Consider the following 21,557-nt stretch of genomic DNA (forward strand, 5'->3'; position numbering starts at 1 on the left):
TACTAACAAAGCGTTGCATATTTTCTTGTATAACATGTGCATAATATTAAAATTAAATCGTTGAAAAAAGTAATTTACTTTATTTCATAAATATTCATTGATTTTTCAAGTACAGGACAGTATATGACTGCGGTGTCGAGTGTGTATGCACAGCGCTTAATTACGACATTATTTTTAGTATCGTTTGGTATTTATTTGTTTTTAGCAACGGTCACATATACACCATTTGATCCTGGGTGGATGCACATATCAAGTGACACCCAACAAGTATCAAATGCAAGTGGTGTTGCTGGTGCTTGGATTGCAGATTTATTATTTGGATTTTTAGGATGGGCAAGCTTACTCATTCCCATTTTTTTGTTCATTGAGGCGATTCAAGTGTGGTGGCCAAGAAGCTTTTTAAGTCGCCCATTCCGCTATGCTGCTCAGTTCTTTATATTGCTCGCAACTTCAAGTTTACTTTACCTATTTTGGAATGTACCAACCGATGCACTAACGAATGCGTCCGGTGGTATTATTGGTTACGAACTTGGAGAAAGTCTTTCTCATCTAATTACAATTTATGGTGCTAGTTTATTCTTAATTGTACTTTGGGGCGTACTTTTTACACTTGCCTTTGGTATACAGTGGAACAAAACATGGGCAACGCTGCAAGCGACGCCTAAATATTTACAGGATTTATTTTATCGTAACGTACCAGAAGCAGAAGCGGCTTACGATAAAACAACTGCGCCGAAAAAAATTGAAAAATTAGAAGAAAATGAAGCAATCACTCAGGAAGCTGAAAAGGCACCTATTGAAAACATAAAGAAAGCACCAGATGCAGATCCTGCTGCTGAAAAATTATTTGATGATTTAGTCGTAAAACAAGCTGAGCACGAGTCTGTTACATCAAAAGTTTCAACGCCTACAACGAAGGCTACTCCTCATTCGTCTAATTCGACTGTTGCAACTGGTCAAGTTTGGCGTGTACCGGATCAAAATACTGAAGATGAACAGCAAAAAGAAATTCATGCATTACTTAAAGCTTCAGAAGACGAAAATATTACTCATACACCTCATTCCAGTGTGAATTGGGATGATGACCAAGTATTTAATGATTTATTAAAGACTGTGCCAAAAGATGCGGTTGCACCAGATGTACACACACCTTTTCATATTGAGTCTGAAAAAACTGAAAATACATCTGTAGCTAAACCATCGGTTGCATCTACAAGTTATGATTCTCATGTTGATGATATTGAAAAATTACTTGCATTGGATCAAAAGGAATCTGAGCCTGAAATTCAGCACACTCCAGTAGAAGAAACCAATAAGTCAGTTGTAGAGAGTAAACCTAGAGAAACAAATAGTTATGCACAGTCTTCCGCTTTTGTCCAAGCAGATATTCAAACACATTTAAATACCACACTTTCAAAAGAAGAGTTTTTAAGTGCATGGCAAGAAACTGCTGGAAAACCTGATGAAGAAGAAGATGAGTTTGATTTTGATGCACCATTGACAGATGCATCTGGTCGACCAATGTCAAGAGCAATGCAGGTTGTTGCAAAAAGGAAAGGTTTATCTACTTTACCCGAGAAAAGCTTACTTGATGAAGTAGATCCTAATAAAAAAGTAAATTTTACTGAAGAGCAGCTTGCACGACTGTCTGAACTTCTCGAAATTAAGTTACAAGAATTTAATGTCAAAGCAACAGTGGTCGAAGCACAACCAGGCCCTGTTGTTACACGTTTTGAGCTAGATTTAGCACCTGGTGTAAAAGCTTCGAAGGTAACGAATATTTCACGAGATTTAGCACGTTCTATGTCTATGGCATCTGTGCGTGTGGTAGAGGTTATTCCGGGTAAACCTTATATTGGTATTGAGGTACCCAATAGTAGCCGTGAAATGGTACGTTTAACTGAGCTACTAAATACTCAAGAGTATTTAGATCCTAATGGCCTAATTAGTATGGCTATGGGTAAAGATATTTCTGGACAACCTGTTTTAACTGATCTGGCAAAAGCACCACATATGTTAGTTGCAGGAACAACAGGCTCTGGTAAGTCTGTGGCAGTCAATGCAATGCTTTTATCTATGTTGCTTAAATATACCCCTCAAGATTTAAGATTAATTTTAATTGATCCTAAACAGTTAGAGCTTGCTAACTATAGCGATATTCCTCATTTATTAACACCAGTTGTTACAGATATGAAAGATGCTGTAAGTGCACTAAACTGGTGTGTGAATGAAATGGAACGCCGTTATAAACTAATGTCATTTCTTAAAGTTCGTAAAATTGTAGATTATAATAGAAAAGTAAAAGAGGCATTAGAGACAGGCGAGGACTTGATTGATCCAACATGGAAACCAAGTGATTCAGCGACTCAGGAGCGTGCACCAAGATTACAAACTTTGCCAATGATTGTGATTGTTGCTGATGAATTTGCTGACATGATTATGCAGGTGGGTAAAAAAGCAGAGGAAATGATTACTCGGTTGGCACAAAAATCTCGTGCTGCTGGTATTCACTTGTTACTGGCGACTCAGCGTCCTTCTGTAGATGTTATTACAGGTCTAATTAAAGCCAATATTCCAACGCGAGTTGCTTTACGTGTAAATAGTAAAATTGACTCAAGAACTATTTTAGATGCCGGTGGGGCAGAAGATCTTTTAGGCCATGGCGATATGCTGTTTTTAGGACCCGGAAAAATTGAACCTGAACGTTTACATGGCGCATTTATTAGTGATGATGAAGTAAATAGAATTTGTGATGCATGGCGTGAACGTGGTGATCCAGATTATGTGGATGAAATTCTAACGCCATACGATGAGGAGCCATCGGCAAGAGCTGGTGGCGAAGGTGGCGAAGGTGCCTCAGATCGTGATGTACTTTATGATCAAGCCGTGGCTTTCGTACTTGAAAGTAGAAAAGCTTCCGCTTCATCTTTACAACGTAAATTTAGTCTAGGCTATAACAGAGCAGCAAGGCTAATTGATCAGATGGAAGACAATGGCGTGGTGAGTGCTGCTGGACCCAATAGTAAACGTGAAATTTTAGTTTGACATCTTTCTCGCTTTTAGAAGCTTTTAGCTTCTAAAAGCGAGAATTTCTCCTGCGAGACGCTCATGTCCGAGCGCAAGAATATTCAGTGCTGAGTTTACATCCCGATCATGGAGCGTACCACACTCCATGCACTGCCATTCTCTTATTCCAAGACCTGTTCTACCTTTCGGACTACTGAGCCGTGAGCTACAGCACGAACACGTTTGGGTGGTATACATTTCATTGACTTCCTCAAACCATACACCTGCGTTCTCGCATTTGTACTTGAGCATGGTCCTTAAGGTCGTCCAACTTGCATCGAGTACAGACTTAGCTAATTTTGTCTGTGCCAATGCTTTGGCATTTACATTGCCAACAATGATCATTGCATGGCTATTCACAAGTTTGTATGTGAATTGATGTAACATATTCTGTCTAATATTCTTAATCTTGGCATGAATCGCTTTGACACGTTTTTTGTTATTAGCTCTTTGGGCGATGCCAAGCTTTTGTTCATACTGACGATATATTTTAGGGGCTTTGAGTTTTACACCATCTGAGCATGTAGCAAGGTCTTTTAACCCTAGATCAATGCCTATTGCTGTGGTTGATACTGTTTTCTCAATCTTTGGTGTATCTACGACCAAACACACATACCAACGCCCACGACTATCTTCAACGAATGAGCCTGTCTTAACTTTGTATTTTGAAAGTCCGTAGCTATCCCATAGTTTGAATTGATGTTTACCGTATTGAACATAGCCATCAGCGTACTTCACAGCAACTTTTTTGAATGGAATCCAACCGAGTGAACGTCTTGCAGATTTCTTATTACTTACACGCCAATTCAGCTTGGCTTTCTTAAACTGTTTGCGTCTTATGATGAGTTCTTCTGTCACTGCTTGAACAGTTTGGCTATGCAAGCCACACTCTTTTGATGTGCCTTTGGTGTATTTCGCAACATCATAGGCTGAGAAGAATTGACCTGTTTTTTTGAGATGCTTAAAACACAAATTATTCACATAGTTCCAAACAAAGTTCACCTCAGATGCCAATTGGTCTAGCACCTTGCAATGTTTGTCTTTTATGCGTAATTTAAGTGTTTTCATTGTTTGAATATATTTGGTCTATGAGTAATAGTCAAGAGATTAGAACAGGTCGACACTGTGTTTTTAACATGCACGTTCATTTAGTCTTTGTGGCTAAGTATCGTAGAGATGTATTTTCAAAAGAAATACTTTTAACCATGCAAGAAGTCTTTAAGTGTGTCTGTATAGACTCTGAAGCAGAGTTAGTTGAGTTTGACGGTGAACACGACTATGTTCACTTACTTGTAAATTATCCACCTAAAGTTGCTATTTCTAGTTTGGTGAATAGTTTAAAAGGTACATCTAGCCGTATTTTACGAAAGAAACACCCTGAAATTAGAAACAAATTATGGGGAAATGCCTTATGGTCGCCTAGCTATTTCGCTTCGTCCTGTGGAGGAGTACCTATTGATATTATGAAAAAATATATTAAGTATGAGTGTCACTAAAACTTAAATTCATCTCATTTGATACAAGAAGCAGTAGTAGACTGTAGGTTTATGTTTCGCTTAAGCTAGAAATTCAAATGGGTAAAAATCTCCCATGTTTATAAGTCCTTTTATTTTTGTACTCTTCTGATTGGTAAGGGATAGATTAATTATATATAATTAATTGAAATGTAAAACAATACAACAATAATCTATTTTTTTTATGCAATTGTACTTGTTTAAAAAGCAACTATATTTCTAAAAACGAAAAGTTGATGGAATTTTTATGTTGAATGTTTATAAAAGTACACTGGTCTTAGTAGCAATATTAAGTACTTCTTCAGTTTTTGCTGTAGAGTCATTTCGTACACGTACACCAATTCTTTCTGGTACACAGCTAGTATTTCCACAAGGTGAGTGTACAGCAGGATTAGTACTTAAAAAAACAGGTATGTGGGAAAATATGACACCATACCGCAGGGCTGTTAGATATGTCCTTACAGCAAGTCATTGTGGTAGAACAAATGATGATGTTAAGGTAGGTAATCAAGTCGTTGGAAAGTTTGTATGGCGGTCAGAAAGAAGTGATCTTGGGCTTGTTAGGATAGAGCCATCTAGGAGGAACTTTACACATTGTTCGGCCCCGTCTACAGGTTTGACATGTTCTATTGTGACCACTTATGAGCCATTGGCCTTAGGGAAGATATTTGTATCAACAACAGGTATTGCATTAAGCATACGTGGTACAGGTGCACCAAATACTAACGAAGTCTTTTGTACTAGTGGGCATACAACAGGCATTAATTGCACATGGGGTAAAGTACCGACACCTCCAGGATGGATGCATCCAGTGACCCCACAAATTACTAAGTCTGCAGAAACCTACGGTAGAAATGTTGAAGGTGGTGATTCTGGAGGGCCAGTAGCAAGTTTTGGTACGCGGGGCTTAATCTACGGAATTATTTCCACTAAAGGTATGCATTGGAGCGAGCATCCGAATAAAATGACATATGTGCCAATTGCACAATTCTTCCAAGAACAACCTGGCTATGAAATAGCTCCATCTAACTAATTAAGTTGTTAAATTGCTTGTATGTTTATTTTTTTTAGGAATCTGACATTAGTATTTTTCATTATATCTTCTGCCATTAATAGTGCATTTGCAAAGGATTTTTATAAATGGGTAGACAGTCATGGGTCTACACATTATACAGAACAGCCTCCTATGCAAGACAAGAAGATTCGACGTATAGGAACTGTTAAGACTTTCAATAGCCCTTATACTGAAAGCAATCGCCAGGATATGCAGTATGATGAACGTTACAATCTTAATAATTAAAATAAATACTAAATTTTTATGGAGGTGGAAAATAACTTAAAACCTGTTTGATTTTTCAGTTAAAAAAAATCTAAATACATGCAATTAATCTGAGTAATTAAAAATGAACAAGATATTAAAGACGGTTTTACTTTTTACTTTTGTACCTAGTATTGCTTTTGCAACAGGTACACCACATTATATTTCTGTAACTTCATCAAAACAATCTATACAAAGATGGTCGGTTGATGCCGATCTATATGCTGGAAACGGTAGACATGTTTACCATTGGCAGGAACAAAACCATAAACCAGGTAGTCAACTACGTTGGAATTATACTGATGGCGGCGATCGTGGATGGTTAGATATCAATGTACATGCTTCACCAGTACAGACACTAGCTTTAAAGCATTTACCGTTAAATAAAAATCATTGTTTCTATATCACAGACCCAGTGCTAGGTAGTATATCGAAGGCTATAGAAGTAAATTGTCCAAATTAAAGTTATAACTATAAAGGGGAGGCATATTCCTCCTCTTTTTTCTTGTGATTAGTATCTATATTTTCTGCTAGATAAGTTACTTAATAATTTTTATATTCTAAAATATGTTTGATTTTAAATAAAAAATACTTGTAACCATAACAAAAATAGAAATCATACATGTTTACCATATCTAATGGTGTCAGCAAAACTTCCTGCCTGAGATTTCATTATAATAAGTGATGAGTATGCAAGATCTTAAATAATGTCTAATTTTATAGAAAATTGACCAAAAATAATGCATTTTTATTCTTTTGGAATATTATGCAAATTAATAATATGTGAAAATTAATATAAACAAATAGTCATTTAACAATTATTTAATAATTTTCTTATAAGATAAATTATTTTTTTATATTATGTTTAGGCATTAAAAAATTGACCCATAGATGGAAAGTTAAGTAAAAGATTATCTTTTTTTTGTTTTTTTGTGAAATGTTTAACAATTAAATAAAAAAATAATAACGGTAAAATTTAATTTAATTTAATTTTTTCTTAATCTTTATGGAATTAAATGATAATTATTATCACGTAAATGTTTTATATGATGATGAAAGATGAAAACTAGATATTTCAGTTTTATCGTAAAATCTGGTATTTGTTGAAAATTTCTTTTATGACGGTACGGGGTATAAAAAATTGTTTAAATTGAATAAAGCGGTTCTAGTATTAGTTTCCGCAATGATTTTAGGAAATACAGCTGCTTTTGCAGAAGATATGGTTGATTATGATGGTAAACCAGCGCAAAAAGTTATTTATGCAGTTAATGGGAAATCTGGCTTTGTTTTCAATAAATTAAGCCAAGCTTTTAAAGTCAGTTCTAGTGGTTATAACACTATTATTGTAGATAGTAGTGTACCACTTTCGAGTAATCAAGTTTCACAAATCCAAAAATACCTAGATCAAGGTATTACAGTAATTGTTGATGCTAAAGCAGGCATGGGAACAGCTCAGGCAGTTGCGCAAAAAATTGCTGGTTTTTCAGTTAATGCAGAAGCAATTATGATTAAGAAAAGTACAGACAGTAGTGGTGGTTACGACGTAACTCCTGTTTCATCGAACGTATATGGTTCAAAAGCATCTACAGATGGTAGTGATACCCAAGTATCTAATACTGTAGATGATGTATTTGGTCTATAAGGAGATAACACATGAAAATTAAACATATTGCGGTATCTCTTTTAGCGATTACATCGACACAAATCTTTGCAGACGAATGTCTATATCCTAATAATGCTCCTCTAGTATTAGGTGATGGCTCTCAAAAGATTATACAGCAGCAAGCGCGTAACACTTGGCAGGACTGGATTTGGCGAGGTCAGGTATACAAGTGCCAATCAGTAGGCGTTCAAAGATGTGACTATCAGTGGAGTAAAGCTGTAGCCACTGCTTACGCATGGAATATTGGTGGTACATTAAATTTAGATGAACTTCCGGTTGTTGGTAAGTATCTACCTGGAAGTATTAATGGTGGGTTTACAAAGACAAAAACTTTGACAACAACATTTGGTTGGAACGTATCTTTAGAACCTGGCTATTCAGCACAACCAATTCAGGTGGTAACCCGTCGTTGGATGCGTGGTGTTTATAAAGGCGTTTATGTACAGACAGGTGGTATGTGTAATGGTTCCACAAAATGGGCAATTAGCCCTAGACCAGATAGAACAAGTATGTATCGTTGGGATGCTAATCGTATAGGTACAAGTTGGCAGTCGAATGTCGCTGTTAACTCGTATGCTACTTATCATGTATTTAAATAGTTAAAGTAAAAGAAGCCTCATTCGTGAGGCTTTTTTATATACCTATAATTAAAAGATTTAATAACAAATTGTGACATAAGTCACATTTTATTTTTAATTATCAACTTATATTATATTTTTTCTTTATTTATTAGAATTGAAACATGTTTATAATTTTCTTTCGTCAGTTTTTATTTTTATTTTCTATTACATTTGGTGTAACGATTTTTGCGGAGGATGTGACTGATTATGATGCTAAACCTGCACAAAAAGTAATTTATCCAGTAAATGGACAAACTGGTTTTGTTTTTAACAAATTAAACCAAGTCTTTAAGTCGAGTACACAAGGCTATAATACCATCATTGTTGACAGTTCGACAGCTCTTTCAGCCGCTCAAATTACTGAAATCCAGAAATATTTGGAGCAAGGCATCACTATTATTATTGATGCGAAAGCAGGTATGGGGACAGCGCAAGCAGTTGCACAAAAAATTGCTGGATTCTCAATTAACTCAGAAGCGATCATGATTAAGAAAAGTGCTGATAGCCTTGGTGGTTATGATGTAACACCAATTGCATCTAATGCTTATGGTTCGAAAGTTGCAGCAACAGATAGCACAAGTACAGCAGAGCATGTATCTAACACGATTGATGATGTATTTGGGTTATAGGAGATAACACATGAACATGAAACATATTGCGGTATCTCTTTTAACACTAATTTCTACACCACTTTTTGCAGATGAGTGCCATTATCCCCACAATCAGCCGTTGTTGCTTGGTGATAATTCTCACCGAATAGTACATCAAACTGCTTACAGAACATGGGATGACTGGGTATGGCGTGGTCCAGAATATCAGTGTCCTGCTCGGAGCCCTGAAAATTGTAAATACGTATTTAATAAAACACATACCACTGAATATAGTTGGGCTGTAGGTGGTACATTGAATCTAGAAAATATTCCTGTAATTGGCAAATATATGCCTGGCAGTATTACGGGTAGTTACAATAAAAATAAAAGTCTAACGACTTCATATAATTGGGAAGTAAGTGTTAGACCTGGTGATTTTGCAAAACCTATTCAAGTGGTCACTCGTCGTTGGATGCGTGGTGTATACAGAGGTGCATATGTACAAACTGGCGCTATGTGTAATGGTTCTAGTAAATGGGTTTTGAGTCCTAGACCAAGTAGACATAGTATGTACCGTTGGGACCCAAATAAAATTACCGATCAATGGAAGACTAATGTTGCTGTTCGTACATATGCTACATATCATGTCCATAGATAAATTAGATATTAAATAAAAAAAGCCTCATTCGTGAGGCTTTTTTTTATGCGTATTTTTTTAATATTTCTAAAAAAGGAGTCCTTTGCTTTGGAAACTCTGCAATGACTTCTTCTATATTTTGACCTTTTGGATTTGTTGCCTGAAGGTTACGACCATCTTCGATAAATTTCTGAATGAGTCTTTCGAAGTCATGTGCACGCATATGCTTAAAAGCATTATAAAGTACATGATAGTCTGCATCTACACCTGCAGGAGGTAGATGATTTAAGTAAGCATATACACGTTCGTCTGACCATTCTTCATTGAACGTTGCGGGTTGTGAGACAGCCATGACTTATCCTCAAATAAAAAAAGCAAAATAACGTGAGTTATTTTGCCTTGAAATTTAGTAATAAGCTAATCAGTATTGAAATTAACGATCTTCAGGTAAATTGATATTCATTTCAAGCATTTCTAAATTTGCTTCAGAACGAACTTGCATCTGTATGTGTTGCTCATCGACGCCACGTACATACCGATTAACCACTTGCATGATTTCTTTTTTCATTTGATCTATTTTGTCTTGGCTTAGACGACGGCCTAAACCTTGCTCAGAAGCAACAATAACTTTTAAACGATCTTTTGCCGTCTGAGCGCTACTCTGGCGCTCATCGTTGCCGAATATTTTACTCCAGAATCCTGCCATTGTTATGCTCCAAATAAACGTGCCAACCAGCCTTTAGGCTTTGATGTAATATGACGATACGGGCGATCTTCTCCTAAGAAGCGTGCAACAAGATCATCATATGCTTGGCCAGATTGTGTCTCTGTGTATAGGATAACTGGTTTTCCTTCGTTAGAGGCCTGTAAAACACTCGTACATTCAGGAATAACGCCTAAAGTTGGAACACGTAAAATATCTTTGGAAATATCATCGATAGTTAACATTTCTTGACGGTCTGCACGTTCAGGGTTGAAACGTGTAATACATAAGTGTTTACGAATACGTCCTTCGTTTTGCTCAATTTTTTTGGTCTTACTGTCAAGCATTCCAATAATTCGATCAGAATCTCGAACTGATGAGATTTCAGGGTTTGTGACAATAATCGCTTCGTCAGCATGGTACATTGCTAAAATTGCACCGCGCTCAATACCTGCTGGTGAGTCACAAATAATATAGTCAAACTCTTGAGAAAGCTCTTCAATGACACGTGCAACACCCTCATCTGAAAGTGCGTCTTTGTCTCTTGTTTGTGATGCAGGAAGAATATAAAGATTTTCAATATCTTTATCGCGGATAAGCGCTTGTGGTAAGCGAGCCTCATTATTAATGACATTTACAAAGTCATATACGACACGACGTTCACAACCCATAATAAGGTCTAAATTACGTAGACCAACGTCAAAATCGACAACTACGGTTTTGTGGCCACGTAAGGCTAGACCTGTTGCAAATGATGCGCTCGTTGTGGTTTTTCCCACACCGCCTTTGCCTGATGTTACGACAACAATTTTGGCCACCTAATCCACTCCTGTTATGTCACTGTGTTTTACGCGACAACGCGTATTCTAAAATTTAATTAATAGGTAAGTTATACCCTAAATATCCAATGCTTCAAATACAAGTTCTTGATGTTCATTTAAGTAAATATGAACAGCCTTTTTCTGTACATGTGATGGAATATCATCTGCTACACAATAGGTTCCTGCAATGGAAATAAGTTCTGCATTTAACTTATAACAAAATATACGGGCAGAAGGGTTTCCACTTGCACCTGCAATAATACGACCTTGTGCTGAACCATAGATATGAACATTTCCACTTGAAATGATTTCTGAGCCGCTGTTCATACTTGCGTTGAGAATAACGTCTCCATTTTCTTGGATTAAACACTGACCTGTACGTAGCATGTCATTATGATAAGAAGTTATATGTGCAGTCGCGTTTGTTTTTTGTGTATTATTGGCTGAATCTTGATCATTTTCAGTCGTTTGCTCAAGGATTTGCTCTGTAGTTGGTTTTATACGTTGTAATGGTCGATCTGCAGGTAAAACAGGAAACTGAATACTACGTGCTTGATCAGTAAGTAGTCCATCAATGACCGCCATAGGCTGTAAATCTAAGCTGAGTAAAAGTTGAATGAGCTCAATGAGCTCTTGTTCCACTGTACTATCAATAATGATAGAAGCACCATGAGATGATGTATCATCAAGCATTTGGGTAAGTTGTTGGCGAATAGCATCATGATTATTCGTATCGAAGGTTAATCTTGAAAAATTAACCATCCTGCCGGTAATGCGTATATCAGCCATAATTGATCTCAAATAAGTTAAAAAGTTTAATAAAGTACATATGTTGTTTAAAATTTAAATGTCATTATCTTGTTGATCTTTCATTTGTAAAACTTGTTGCCATTGTTTTACTTTCACTTGTTTGCGTATAGATTTTAAACTGTCATAGACCACAGATTCAACCAATTGTTCCAAAGATCTATTATGAATATTAACTTCACTAAGTTTATTGGCAATTAAACGATAGGTCTCGTTGGGTTGATGGCGATTTCCTTCGGTCAGTGGAGAAATAATACCTTGTGTCATGTTTTCAGTTAGTTTTCTGGCAATGGTTTTAAGTTGGTCTTCTATACGACCACCGACTATTGGAAAAAGGCGCAATAAATGATGTATTTCAGGGGTTTCTGTAATTGCATTTTCAATAATTTCCCCCATATTTTTTGAAATAGCAATGCGTTGTTCTTCTAATGTTTTGGCGAGGGTATCTTGAAGAATTTCTGCAAAAGCTTCAGCAAATAGTGTTCTATGGCGATCAACCATGTCATGAATAATTGCTTTATGTGTGGAACTGGTATCGAGTTCTTGTTTAACGCCATCCAGTAGGGTAATAACTACGCGATCTGAAAGCTCTTCCATCACGACACTGTAATAAAAACGTCCAGAGTCTTGCCAAGATTTCGGAATGACTTGATAACCAATTTCATGGAGTCTATAAGCAATAAGGCCTGCGCGTAATAATCTTAAGAATCGAAGTTGAGGAAAAATCGCAAGGACTTCATACCAATGTATAAATGGAAAGAAGAACCACTTTTGATGATGTCGATTTAAGATTGCAATACCCCATCGAATCAGAAGTTCGATCACTAAAAAGCAAATAAACCATCCATCTGTACGTTCTACCCAAGGATGAATATGTATTTGATAATGCGATAACCATTCTGGCAGATGAATGAGTTTTGCAAACCAATGTGCAAAATTACTCATAAGAATGGCATCGCTTGTAATACAAAATAAATTAAATATGATGATTAACATCATAAAAATGTCATAGACCAAATAAGCTTTCCATGTCAGGGAATTATGGTCTATGCGATGAAACTTATTTTTAGATGCTTTGGGCATGCGATCTTAGCTCAATGAATCAGTCGGCAGAATTTTGATACTCTTTTTTAATTTCATCAATAAGCTCATCTTTTTCTTTCCAGCATTTACTTAACCACTGATAGAATTTTGCACGAAATTCACGATCTTCCTCATAATTTCCAGCCAATATCCAATCTGGAATTTCAATTTTACGCATATGTACAACAATTCGCGGTACTTCACCAAGCCAGAATTCACCATAGCCCGGTACACCATCTGGATAAACAATAGTCATATCGACCAATGCATCAATTTTATTTCCTAAGATATTTAAAGCAAGTGCTAAACCACCTGCTTTGGGTTTAAGTAAATGTGCATAAGGTGATTTTTGTTGTTTATGCTTTTCAGGAGTGAGGCGTGTTCCTTCTACATAGTTTAATAGAGTAAATGGTTGGCTTAGAAGTTGCTCACATGACTTTCTAGCTTCCATCATGTCACGATGTTTTAACTCAGGGTTCTTAGCGATCTGTGATTTTGTATGGCGTTTCATCATTGGGAAGCCGAGAATTTTAAATGCTTGGCCAACAAAAGGAATAAAGATGAGTTCCCATTTTGTAAAAAATCGAGTGAGTGGCATACGTGTACGACCAAAATATTGGTTGACTGTCGTATCTACCCAGCTTTGATGGTTAGAGGTCATGATGTATCTACCATCTAAGCGCAAATCTAGCGATGGGTCGATTCGTATATCCCATTGAGTTTCTGACAATACATTGTCGATGAGCCAGTTATTGACAGTAAGCCAATTGTTTGTAATTTGAACGTTAGTTTCATCAACTTTTTTTGATTGTTTAAATAGTTTGGTTAAACCTAAAGCTAAAATAGGAGATCCATGAATTAATGTATTACCGGTAATAACAGAGCCAACGGTAAGCCCACGTGTAATTTTTTTAAATACACTTGATTTTTTCTGTGTTGATGACATGGAGTATCCTAAAATCTGCTTTAAACAAGATAATAATCTGAATTGTATAATTTTAGACGAAAAAACTTAAGAAGCTAGAATATCAATCATATTTTTTTTCGTGAAAGAAGATATTTATTTTTAAAAGGTGTTTCCTAATTGTTAATAGAATTGATTTTTTTAACAAAAAATACATGTGAATCATTGGATGAATCTTCCATAATCTTATACAAGACATAAACATAACAAAGGGAGTCTACACAATGCGTGCACTCGTTATTACAGGCCTAGTTGGGGCATTAACACTTTCTGGTTGTCAATCTATGGACAACGGAACAGGTAGCGGAAGTGGCTTGAGCCAATACAACAAAACTGCGATTGGCTCACTAATTGGTGCAGCAGCGGGTTATGGTATTTCTCGTTCAAACGCAAACTCATCTGCACAAAATAACCGTGCTTTAGCAATTGGTGCATTGGTTGGGGCAGCAAGTGGTCTTTATTTAGATAAAAAAGAACAACGCTTACGTCAGCAAATGGCTGGTACAGGTGTTGAAGTAAATCGTAATTCAGATGGTTCAGTTGGCCTTGTTATGCCAGGTAACATTACATTCGATACGAATCAGTCAACAATCAAATCGAACTTCTATACAACTTTAAATAAGGTTGCGCAAACCTTAACTGAAGACAATAAGAGTGCAATTTTAGTGACTGGTTATACAGACAATACAGGTAATGACAGTATTAACATGCCATTGTCTCAAGCACGTGCTCAGGCTGTTGCAAATTATTTAGTTGCTCAAGGCGTTTCAAGCAACAAAATTAATGCACAAGGTCATGGTGCAGCGAATCCAATCGCTTCTAATGCTACGCCATCTGGTCGTGAGCAAAACCGCCGTGTAGAAATTAGTATTTATGAATCTAAATAAAGTATTTAGAAAATAAAAAAAGCCACCCTGAGTGGCTTTTTTTATTTTTAGGATTGTATAGAAGCAAGCGATATTTTGGTCAAACACCCAAAAGGAGGTTAGGAATATGAAGATGACATCGTTATAATCACCCTCTAATCATCGAGAGGAAGAACTATGTCATCGGCAAGCCAATTAAATGACAAGCAACAAGAGGCCATGAAGTATACGCAGGGGCCATTGTTAGTACTTGCTGGCGCTGGTTCTGGTAAAACATCGGTGATTACAAGAAAAATTGCACATTTGGTTCAAAACTGTCGTATTCCTGCTCATCGTATTACAGCAATGACATTTACAAATAAAGCGGCACGTGAAATGAAAGAGCGTGTTACTGCATTGCTCAGTCGTGAAGAAGCAAAAGGATTATCAGTTTCTACCTTTCATACATTTGGCTTAAATTTATTGCGTTTAGAATTGAAGCATTTACCCTTAAAAGGTAATTTTTCGATTTTAGATGCAGATGATTGTAAACGTGTACTCATGGATTTAATGCATCAAGATAATTTATCTGGAGCGGAGAGTCGTGAACTGATTGCAAAGGTCATGAAAAAGATTTCCGATTGGAAGAATGACCTTATTTTGCCTGAGCAGGCTCATAGTACATGTGAAACTGAAGAAGATGTTCGATTTGCGCATTTGTATCAGCTGTATGAGCGTAATTTAAGAGCATATAACGCAGTTGATTTTGATGATTTAATTGTTTTGCCGACTCGACTTTTACAAGAAAATGCAGAAGTGCGAGACAAGTGGCAAAATCGTATACGCTATTTATTGGTCGATGAGTATCAAGATACCAATACTGCACAATACATATTGGTGAAGTTACTTGTAGGTGTGATGGGACAGTTCACTGCTGTAGGAGATGATGACCAATCTATTTATGCATGGCGTGGTGCAAAACCTGAAAATATGGCACTTCTTAAAGATGATTTTCCAAATTTAAAAGTGATTAAGCTTGAGCAAAACTATCGCTCTACCAGTCGTATTCTTAAAGCAGCCAACCATGTTATTGGTAATAATCCGCATATTTTTGAGAAGAAATTATGGAGTGATAAAGGGCACGGAGAAGCGATTCGTATTATTACATGTCGTAATGATGATGATGAGGCTGAACGTGTTGTCAAAGATCTGATGACACATAAGCTCATGAATGGTAAGAACTGGAAAGATTATGCAGTACTTTACCGCGGAAATTTTCAAGCGCGTGTACTTGAAACACAGCTTCGCCAAATGCAGATTCCTTATAAGCTTTCAGGTGGAACATCTTTCTTTGCACGTAGCGAAATTAAAGACATCATGAGTTATTTGCGCTTAATTATTAACCCTGAAGATGACAGTGCATTTTTAAGAATTATTAATACACCTAAGCGTTCGATTGGGCCTGTGACGCTTGAAAAACTAGGGTTATTTGCACAAGAAAATAACCTTTCACTACTTGCTGCGGCAGGTGATCAACGTTTAACGATGGTCTTATCTAAAAAAATTAGCTCACATTTATTTGAGTTTGCACAATTCCTACAGGACTATACGCGAGAACTTTTGGAAGACGATAATCCTGTACCTATTGTTCGCCAAATGATTACCGAAACAGGGTATATCGACTACGTGCGCGAACAAGCAGCAACGCCTGCCCAAGAGAAAACTAAACTCGACAATATTGAAACGCTGTATACCAGTATTCAAAGCTTAATTAATCGTGCTGAAGATGTTGATGAAAAGAACATCGAAAGTGTGATTCGTAAAATGGTGCTGTTGGATTTATTAGAGCAACAACAAGAAGAAGAGGACACAGATAAAGTCAATCTTCTTACTTTGCATGCAGCAAAAGGTTTAGAGTTTCCATTTGTTTATATTATGGGACTTGAGGAAGAACTCTTACCTCACAAAAATTCTATTGCAGCCGATACCATAGAGGAAGAGCGCCGTTTGATGTATGTGGGAATTACACGCGCGCGCCAAGGCCTCACACTTACACTTGCCGAGCAACGTAAAGCAGGTGGTCAAATGAAACAAATGACAGCGAGTCGCTTTTTAGACGAATTGCCACAAGACGATATTGATTGGATGGGGCGTAAGAAAAAAACGCAAACACATGTCGATCCAAAAGAACAAGCAAAAGTCTATTTAGAGAATTTACGTGCGATGTTAAAGCACAAAAATTAATTGGTAAAAGGAAACGATATGAAAGTTCAAGTTAAAGTTTTAGATAAGCGTTTAGGGCAAGAGTGGCCTTTACCAACTTATGCAACGTCAGGTTCGGCGGGTCTTGATTTACGTGCATGTTTGGATGAGACCATTACGATTGAACCCGGTCAAACTGTTTTAGTGAAAACAGGCCTTTCTATTTATATTCAAGATACAAATTTTGCAGGTTTAATTCTGCCTCGTTCAGGACTAGGTCATAAGCACGGTATTGTATTGGGTAATTTAGTAGGTTTAATTGACTCAGATTATCAGGGTGAGTTAATGGTTTCGGTATGGAACCGTAGTGAAAAAGCATTTGCTTTAGAGCCAGGTGAGCGTCTGGCTCAATATGTTCTTGTTCCTGTTGTTCAAGCCGAATTTGAGCAAGTAGAAGAATTTGTTGCAACTGAGCGTGGTGTAGGTGGTTTTGGTCACACAGGAAAGCAATAATTTACATGACCTTGTGCGATAACTCGCATAAGGTCTCTTAAAAAGTACAAAATGCTATCTATAACTGTATTTACAAACAAACGAGAAATGAAGACAATTCTTGCTAAGCATATACATATAACAGTTAAATTGAATGACATATTTAAACCCAAGTCAGTTTCCTAAACATATTTTTCGTGCCTATGATATACGCGGAAATTTATCAGATTTAACCCAAGATGTTGTTATTGCTATTGCTTATGCTTTTTTAGACCAATTAAAAAAATCAAAAATAAATAAAATTGTAGTAGGTTATGATGCTCGACTAAGCAGTCCTGTGTATGCCAAGATCATCGAAAAAATATTCAAAAATCATGAGATTGAGGTGGTTGCTTTGGGGTGTTGCTCTACGCCTGTAATGTACTTTTCGGCAAAAAAATATGCAGAAGGTACAGGAATCATGATTACTGCAAGTCATAATGCGAAAGAAGATAACGGTATAAAATGGTTGTGGTGTCACGAACCACCATCTCCTGAAAATATTCAGCATATTTCCCAACAAGCAGAGGCTTATTTAAATCAGAATGTTAAGTTTGATATAGACCTTTCTAATGAGCCTCATTGTATTTATGGTCATATTTCAAAACCTTACGTAGATTATTTGATTAAAGATACAGTTTTGAATCAACCATTAAAAATTGCGTTAGATGGACTGTATGGGTCTGCTGGAAAGTACGCAAAATATGTTTTAAATGAACTCGGTTGTGAAGTTATTGATTTAAGATGCGATGCCAATGGACATTTTCCAGAGCATGCACCTGATCCTTCTAAAGAGGCAAATTTAAGTTTATTAAAGCATGCAATTCGAGAGAACGAAGCTGATTTAGGTATAGCATTAGATGGGGACGGGGATCGCTTAGTACTTCTAGATGAACATGCACAAGTAATTAGTCCAGATCGTCTCATCTGTTTATTTGCAAAAATTTGCTTAGAAACACATCCCAATCACGAAATTGTGTTTGATGTGAAATGTTCGAATTTAGTTTCAACCACGGTTCAACAACTAGAGGGTATTCCTGTGATGTTAAGAACAGGAAGTACCTTTTTACGTAAATATTTAATGCAATCTAAACACAAAGCAATTTTTGGTGGTGAGTATGCAGGGCATTATGTATTTAATGATGGCCGTGGTTTAGGTTACGACGATGGCATATATGCTGCTTTACGTGCGATTGAATATTTTACAAAAACTTCTTGTTATACTTTTTCACAACTGTTTTTAGATTATCCTGAGCGATATTTTTCGGAAGATACTTACATTCATACTATTCATTATAAAGCATCAGAAATTTTGCATTACTTTGATCAAAATATTCAAGATATGCCTGTAAAGATAACGCGTGTAGATGGTGTACGTGTCGATTTTCCTTATGGCTCAGGTATTTTAAGAGCATCGAATACAGGAGAGTATTTAACAGTAAGGTTTGATGCACAAAGCCTTGATGCATTTATTCAAATTCGTAATCAATTTGCTGTTATTTTATCGGAAAAATATCCTGAAGTTGCTGATTCGATTACACAAATTGTATTATCTTAATACGCACTCATTATTGTTATTGAAAAGAAGGAAAAGTGTATGGCACATCAACACACTGGTTTAGACAAAGCTCATGTATTAACGGAAGCTTTACCGTATATTCAGCGCTTTGCAGGAAAGACACTGGTTGTGAAATATGGTGGTAATGCCATGACAGATCCTGAGTTAGAAAGCTCATTTGCAAGAGACATTGTTTTACTCAAAACTGTTGGACTTAATCCAGTCGTGGTACATGGTGGTGGCCCTCAAGTTGATGCATTACTAAAGCGTTTAGGACAAGTTTCTGATCGTATAGATGGTATGCGTGTTACTGACAAAGAAACCATGGAAGTGGTTGAAATGGTATTAGGCGGTAGTGTTAATAAATCGATTGTAAATTTAATTAATAAACATGGTGGTCGTGCAATTGGTTTAACAGGTAAAGATGCAAATCTTATTCATGCAAAGAAACTTTTGATGGATAAGCAAAACGAAGATGGTACAACCACTAAAATTGATTTAGGTATGGTTGGAGAGGTTGCAGGTGTAAAAACTGACGTATTAGAGATGTTTACACAAAGTGACTTTATTCCTGTAATTGCACCTTTAGGTGTAGATGAGCACGGTGACACTTATAATATTAATGCCGACCTTGTTGCAGGCAAAGTCGCAGAAGCGCTTAGCGCGGAAAAACTAATTTTACTTACCAATATTACAGGTGTCTTAGACGAGAATAAAAACTTACTTACGGGTCTTTCGACAAAAGAAGTTGATCGTTTAATTGAAACAGGTGTGATCTACGGTGGCATGATTCCTAAAGTAGGTTGTGCTTTAGATGCAGTAAAGGGTGGGGTTATTAGTGCACATATTGTTGATGGACGTGTGCCTCATGCAACATTACTTGAGGTGTTTACCGACCATGGTGTGGGTACATTAATATCAAATAAAGCCACAAAATAATTATATTTTCTGTACCCGCCTTATTACCTAAGGTGGGTTTGTGACTCATATCACGTTACTTTATCTTTAAATAAACATAAGATCTAATTCTATATTCATTATTTGAATAACTATCTATCAAAAAACACTTTTACATCTATGCTGTCATATTGTAACTTTTAATTTTAATGAAATAGTTACGAAAAGATTTTGCTATGTGCCAGTTACTTGGAATGAATTGTGCGACACCAACAGATATTACCTTCTCATTTAGAGGGTTTTCTCAGCGTGCAGGTGTGACATCAGACCACTGTGATGGCTTTGGAATAGCATTTTTTGAAGATAAAACATGCCGACTTTTTATCGATAATAAATCAGCAATTGAATCTCCAATTGCTGAGTTAATCCGTAATTATCCAATTAAATCGCGTAATGTGATTGCTCATATTCGAAAAGCAACTCAAGGAAAAATTACCTTAGAAAATGCTCATCCATTTGTTCGTGAATTATGGGGTAGACAGTGGGTTTTTGCACATAATGGCGATTTACATGGTTTTAAACCAAGACTAAGTGGACGTTTTGTTCCTGTAGGGAATACAGACAGTGAATACGCATTTTGCTATTTGCTTGACCATCTAGTTGAACGATTCGGATATCATGAGCCGAGTTTAGAAGATGTGTTTGAGGTTTTAGAAGAAATATCACCTGAAATTGCTGAGTATGGTACGTTCAATTTTTGCTTATCAAATGGTCAGGCGCTCTTTAGTTATGCGGTGACTAAATTACATTGGGTTTCTCGCTCATATCCATTTAGACCTGCACATTTAATTGATCTAGATGTAGAAATTGATTTTAGAGAAGTTACTTCTCCTGAAGATCGTGTTGCAGTGATTACAACTGAACCACTCACACATAATGAAGACTGGAAAGCTTTTCAACCTGGTCAATTAATGCTGTTTAGAGAAGGGCATCTGATTAAACAAGCCAAAACACATATTGAGCGATTATTACGAGAAGCTTTAGATCCGAGTTTACGTCGTGTTACAAAGGCAGATGTGTATTAACAATTGGTTTAATAAATAATACATTTGTACATAAAATACTTGATTCTTTTAATTGGTTATTTTCACATTAATAGAAAATTCAATCACTTATTAATTCCGTTTAAAATGCTCGGAATTTTTCCTTATTTTTCAATAAGAAATAGTTGTATATCATATTTATATAATATGAGGGGAAAGATAATAGGTGTAAAATGAAAGTATTTTGGAATAAAGATTTTGAAACTGGAATTGAGGTCATTGATGAACAGCACAAACGTATTTTAGATTATATTAATGATTTAGACGAAGTGTGTTTTACTCACGACCGTGAAAAAATAAAAGAAATTTTAGATAATATTATCGATTATACACAATCACATTTTACTTTTGAGGAAAGTTTACAAGAAGAAGCAGGATATAGTTTCTGTATCCCTCATAAAAAAGTCCATGATTTATTTATAAAAAAAATTGAGAATTATCGTGAGTTATTTTTAAAAGGCGAGAATATCGAAGAAGATTTATATCAAGCTTTAACCAAGTGGTTAATTAATCATATTAAGCATGATGACGCAGATTATGTAGATGCCGTTAAAGAAAATATGAAAGGCATTATTAAAGAAAAAGAAAGAAAAAAAGGAAAAGGATGGTTTGCTCGCTTTTTTGCATAATCTATT

The 21,557-nt window shown here is 36.2% G+C and carries 23 protein-coding genes; 16 read left to right on the forward strand and 7 right to left on the reverse strand.

All coding sequences use genetic code 11. The annotated features are described in order from the left end of the window. Positions 1-123: 123 nt before the first annotated feature. Positions 124-3,045 carry a DNA translocase FtsK gene (locus I2F23_RS02980; protein ID WP_195771084.1) on the forward strand — a complete coding sequence of 974 codons (2,922 nt, stop codon included), beginning with the start codon at positions 124-126 and terminating at the stop codon, positions 3,043-3,045. A 24-nt stretch (positions 3,046-3,069) separates the two neighbouring features. Here the strand turns inward: I2F23_RS02980 and I2F23_RS02985 are convergent, their stop codons facing one another. Beyond that, on the reverse strand, positions 3,070-4,134 hold the full coding sequence (locus tag I2F23_RS02985) for an RNA-guided endonuclease InsQ/TnpB family protein (protein WP_195771085.1): 1,065 nt from the start codon (positions 4,132-4,134) through the stop codon (positions 3,070-3,072). A 20-nt stretch (positions 4,135-4,154) separates the two neighbouring features. On the opposite strand from I2F23_RS02985, the gene tnpA reads away from it, so the two are divergent. The 8 genes from tnpA to I2F23_RS03025 all read left to right on the forward strand — a co-directional run bounded on the left by tnpA (position 4,155) and on the right by I2F23_RS03025 (position 9,429). Beyond that, positions 4,155-4,562, forward strand: a complete 408-nt coding sequence (gene tnpA, locus I2F23_RS02990; RefSeq protein ID WP_195771086.1) for an IS200/IS605 family transposase — start codon at positions 4,155-4,157, stop codon at positions 4,560-4,562. A 265-nt stretch (positions 4,563-4,827) separates the two neighbouring features. Continuing rightward, positions 4,828-5,613: a chymotrypsin family serine protease gene (locus tag I2F23_RS02995; protein ID WP_195771087.1), complete on the forward strand. Its 786-nt coding sequence runs from the start codon at positions 4,828-4,830 to the stop codon at positions 5,611-5,613. 21 nt (positions 5,614-5,634) lie between these two features. Next, positions 5,635-5,880 (forward strand): DUF4124 domain-containing protein, encoded by a 246-nt coding sequence (locus I2F23_RS03000; RefSeq protein ID WP_195771088.1) that lies wholly within the window; start codon positions 5,635-5,637, stop codon positions 5,878-5,880. Between the two features lie 103 nt (positions 5,881-5,983). Next, a complete protein-coding gene (locus I2F23_RS03005; RefSeq protein WP_195771089.1) occupies positions 5,984-6,361 on the forward strand; it encodes a hypothetical protein in 378 nt (125 codons plus the stop codon). 678 nt (positions 6,362-7,039) lie between these two features. Beyond that, entirely contained in the window at positions 7,040-7,540 is a 501-nt protein-coding gene (locus tag I2F23_RS03010) for a hypothetical protein (protein ID WP_195771090.1), read from the forward strand. A gap of 11 nt (positions 7,541-7,551) precedes the next feature. Beyond that, the gene (locus tag I2F23_RS03015) at positions 7,552-8,160 is read left to right on the forward strand and encodes a hypothetical protein (protein WP_195771091.1); all 609 of its coding nucleotides are present in this window, start codon (positions 7,552-7,554) and stop codon (positions 8,158-8,160) included. Positions 8,161-8,303: 143 nt separating this feature from the next. Further along, on the forward strand, positions 8,304-8,810 hold the full coding sequence (locus tag I2F23_RS03020) for a hypothetical protein (RefSeq protein WP_195771092.1): 507 nt from the start codon (positions 8,304-8,306) through the stop codon (positions 8,808-8,810). 10 nt (positions 8,811-8,820) lie between these two features. Then, a complete protein-coding gene (locus tag I2F23_RS03025) occupies positions 8,821-9,429 on the forward strand; it encodes a hypothetical protein (protein ID WP_195771093.1) in 609 nt (202 codons plus the stop codon). A gap of 43 nt (positions 9,430-9,472) precedes the next feature. Here I2F23_RS03025 and I2F23_RS03030 read toward each other — a convergent pair whose 3' ends face one another. The 6 genes from I2F23_RS03030 to I2F23_RS03055 all read right to left on the reverse strand — a co-directional run bounded on the left by I2F23_RS03030 (position 9,473) and on the right by I2F23_RS03055 (position 13,768). Then, the gene (locus I2F23_RS03030) at positions 9,473-9,760 is read right to left on the reverse strand and encodes a PA4642 family protein (RefSeq protein WP_195771094.1); all 288 of its coding nucleotides are present in this window, start codon (positions 9,758-9,760) and stop codon (positions 9,473-9,475) included. An 81-nt stretch (positions 9,761-9,841) separates the two neighbouring features. Then, the gene (gene minE, locus I2F23_RS03035) at positions 9,842-10,114 is read right to left on the reverse strand and encodes a cell division topological specificity factor MinE (RefSeq protein WP_195771095.1); all 273 of its coding nucleotides are present in this window, start codon (positions 10,112-10,114) and stop codon (positions 9,842-9,844) included. Positions 10,115-10,116: 2 nt separating this feature from the next. Further along, positions 10,117-10,929: a septum site-determining protein MinD gene (minD, locus tag I2F23_RS03040; protein ID WP_195771096.1), complete on the reverse strand. Its 813-nt coding sequence runs from the start codon at positions 10,927-10,929 to the stop codon at positions 10,117-10,119. Positions 10,930-11,007: 78 nt separating this feature from the next. After that, positions 11,008-11,721 (reverse strand): septum site-determining protein MinC, encoded by a 714-nt coding sequence (gene minC / locus I2F23_RS03045; RefSeq protein ID WP_195771097.1) that lies wholly within the window; start codon positions 11,719-11,721, stop codon positions 11,008-11,010. A gap of 54 nt (positions 11,722-11,775) precedes the next feature. Beyond that, on the reverse strand, positions 11,776-12,822 hold the full coding sequence (locus tag I2F23_RS03050) for a preprotein translocase subunit SecA (protein ID WP_195771098.1): 1,047 nt from the start codon (positions 12,820-12,822) through the stop codon (positions 11,776-11,778). 19 nt (positions 12,823-12,841) lie between these two features. Next, on the reverse strand, positions 12,842-13,768 hold the full coding sequence (locus I2F23_RS03055) for an acyltransferase (RefSeq protein ID WP_195771099.1): 927 nt from the start codon (positions 13,766-13,768) through the stop codon (positions 12,842-12,844). 242 nt (positions 13,769-14,010) lie between these two features. Between I2F23_RS03055 and I2F23_RS03060 the strand changes: the two genes are divergently transcribed. The 7 genes from I2F23_RS03060 to I2F23_RS03090 all read left to right on the forward strand — a co-directional run bounded on the left by I2F23_RS03060 (position 14,011) and on the right by I2F23_RS03090 (position 21,551). After that, on the forward strand, positions 14,011-14,673 hold the full coding sequence (locus tag I2F23_RS03060; RefSeq protein WP_195771100.1) for an OmpA family protein: 663 nt from the start codon (positions 14,011-14,013) through the stop codon (positions 14,671-14,673). Between the two features lie 156 nt (positions 14,674-14,829). Continuing rightward, complete coding sequence (locus tag I2F23_RS03065) at positions 14,830-16,875, forward strand: UvrD-helicase domain-containing protein (protein WP_195771101.1); 2,046 nt, start codon at positions 14,830-14,832, stop codon at positions 16,873-16,875. A gap of 18 nt (positions 16,876-16,893) precedes the next feature. Continuing rightward, entirely contained in the window at positions 16,894-17,346 is a 453-nt protein-coding gene (dut, locus tag I2F23_RS03070) for a dUTP diphosphatase (RefSeq protein ID WP_195771102.1), read from the forward strand. A 133-nt stretch (positions 17,347-17,479) separates the two neighbouring features. Continuing rightward, entirely contained in the window at positions 17,480-18,922 is a 1,443-nt protein-coding gene (locus tag I2F23_RS03075) for a phosphomannomutase/phosphoglucomutase (protein ID WP_195771103.1), read from the forward strand. A gap of 39 nt (positions 18,923-18,961) precedes the next feature. Next, positions 18,962-19,861, forward strand: coding sequence for an acetylglutamate kinase (gene argB, locus I2F23_RS03080; protein ID WP_195771104.1), 900 nt, complete (start codon positions 18,962-18,964; stop codon positions 19,859-19,861). A 194-nt stretch (positions 19,862-20,055) separates the two neighbouring features. Next, a complete protein-coding gene (locus I2F23_RS03085) occupies positions 20,056-20,904 on the forward strand; it encodes a class II glutamine amidotransferase (RefSeq protein ID WP_195771105.1) in 849 nt (282 codons plus the stop codon). A gap of 191 nt (positions 20,905-21,095) precedes the next feature. After that, positions 21,096-21,551 (forward strand): bacteriohemerythrin, encoded by a 456-nt coding sequence (locus I2F23_RS03090; RefSeq protein ID WP_195771106.1) that lies wholly within the window; start codon positions 21,096-21,098, stop codon positions 21,549-21,551. Positions 21,552-21,557: the final 6 nt, after the last annotated feature.

The organism is Acinetobacter pollinis, from assembly GCF_015627175.1.
In the GTDB taxonomy this organism is placed as follows: Bacteria; Pseudomonadota; Gammaproteobacteria; order Pseudomonadales; family Moraxellaceae; genus Acinetobacter; species Acinetobacter pollinis.

Excerpts from the sequence above, each read along its gene's own strand:
- I2F23_RS02980 (WP_195771084.1), top strand. The coding sequence starts at position 124 with ATGACTGCGGTGTCGAGTGTGTATGCACAGCGCTTAATTACGACATTA.
- tnpA (WP_195771086.1), top strand. The coding sequence starts at position 4,155 with ATGAGTAATAGTCAAGAGATTAGAACAGGTCGACACTGTGTTTTTAAC.
- I2F23_RS03055 (WP_195771099.1), bottom strand. The coding sequence starts at position 13,768 with ATGTCATCAACACAGAAAAAATCAAGTGTATTTAAAAAAATTACACGT.
- I2F23_RS03015 (WP_195771091.1), top strand. The coding sequence starts at position 7,552 with ATGAAAATTAAACATATTGCGGTATCTCTTTTAGCGATTACATCGACA.
- I2F23_RS03030 (WP_195771094.1), bottom strand. The coding sequence starts at position 9,760 with ATGGCTGTCTCACAACCCGCAACGTTCAATGAAGAATGGTCAGACGAA.
- dut (WP_195771102.1), top strand. The coding sequence starts at position 16,894 with ATGAAAGTTCAAGTTAAAGTTTTAGATAAGCGTTTAGGGCAAGAGTGG.
- I2F23_RS03085 (WP_195771105.1), top strand. The coding sequence starts at position 20,056 with ATGTGCCAGTTACTTGGAATGAATTGTGCGACACCAACAGATATTACC.
- I2F23_RS03020 (WP_195771092.1), top strand. The coding sequence starts at position 8,304 with ATGTTTATAATTTTCTTTCGTCAGTTTTTATTTTTATTTTCTATTACA.
- minE (WP_195771095.1), bottom strand. The coding sequence starts at position 10,114 with ATGGCAGGATTCTGGAGTAAAATATTCGGCAACGATGAGCGCCAGAGT.
- I2F23_RS03050 (WP_195771098.1), bottom strand. The coding sequence starts at position 12,822 with ATGCCCAAAGCATCTAAAAATAAGTTTCATCGCATAGACCATAATTCC.
- I2F23_RS03065 (WP_195771101.1), top strand. The coding sequence starts at position 14,830 with ATGTCATCGGCAAGCCAATTAAATGACAAGCAACAAGAGGCCATGAAG.
- I2F23_RS03000 (WP_195771088.1), top strand. The coding sequence starts at position 5,635 with ATGTTTATTTTTTTTAGGAATCTGACATTAGTATTTTTCATTATATCT.
- I2F23_RS03025 (WP_195771093.1), top strand. The coding sequence starts at position 8,821 with ATGAACATGAAACATATTGCGGTATCTCTTTTAACACTAATTTCTACA.
- I2F23_RS02995 (WP_195771087.1), top strand. The coding sequence starts at position 4,828 with ATGTTGAATGTTTATAAAAGTACACTGGTCTTAGTAGCAATATTAAGT.
- I2F23_RS03060 (WP_195771100.1), top strand. The coding sequence starts at position 14,011 with ATGCGTGCACTCGTTATTACAGGCCTAGTTGGGGCATTAACACTTTCT.
- I2F23_RS03090 (WP_195771106.1), top strand. The coding sequence starts at position 21,096 with ATGAAAGTATTTTGGAATAAAGATTTTGAAACTGGAATTGAGGTCATT.
- argB (WP_195771104.1), top strand. The coding sequence starts at position 18,962 with ATGGCACATCAACACACTGGTTTAGACAAAGCTCATGTATTAACGGAA.
- I2F23_RS02985 (WP_195771085.1), bottom strand. The coding sequence starts at position 4,134 with ATGAAAACACTTAAATTACGCATAAAAGACAAACATTGCAAGGTGCTA.
- minC (WP_195771097.1), bottom strand. The coding sequence starts at position 11,721 with ATGGCTGATATACGCATTACCGGCAGGATGGTTAATTTTTCAAGATTA.
- I2F23_RS03075 (WP_195771103.1), top strand. The coding sequence starts at position 17,480 with ATGACATATTTAAACCCAAGTCAGTTTCCTAAACATATTTTTCGTGCC.
- I2F23_RS03005 (WP_195771089.1), top strand. The coding sequence starts at position 5,984 with ATGAACAAGATATTAAAGACGGTTTTACTTTTTACTTTTGTACCTAGT.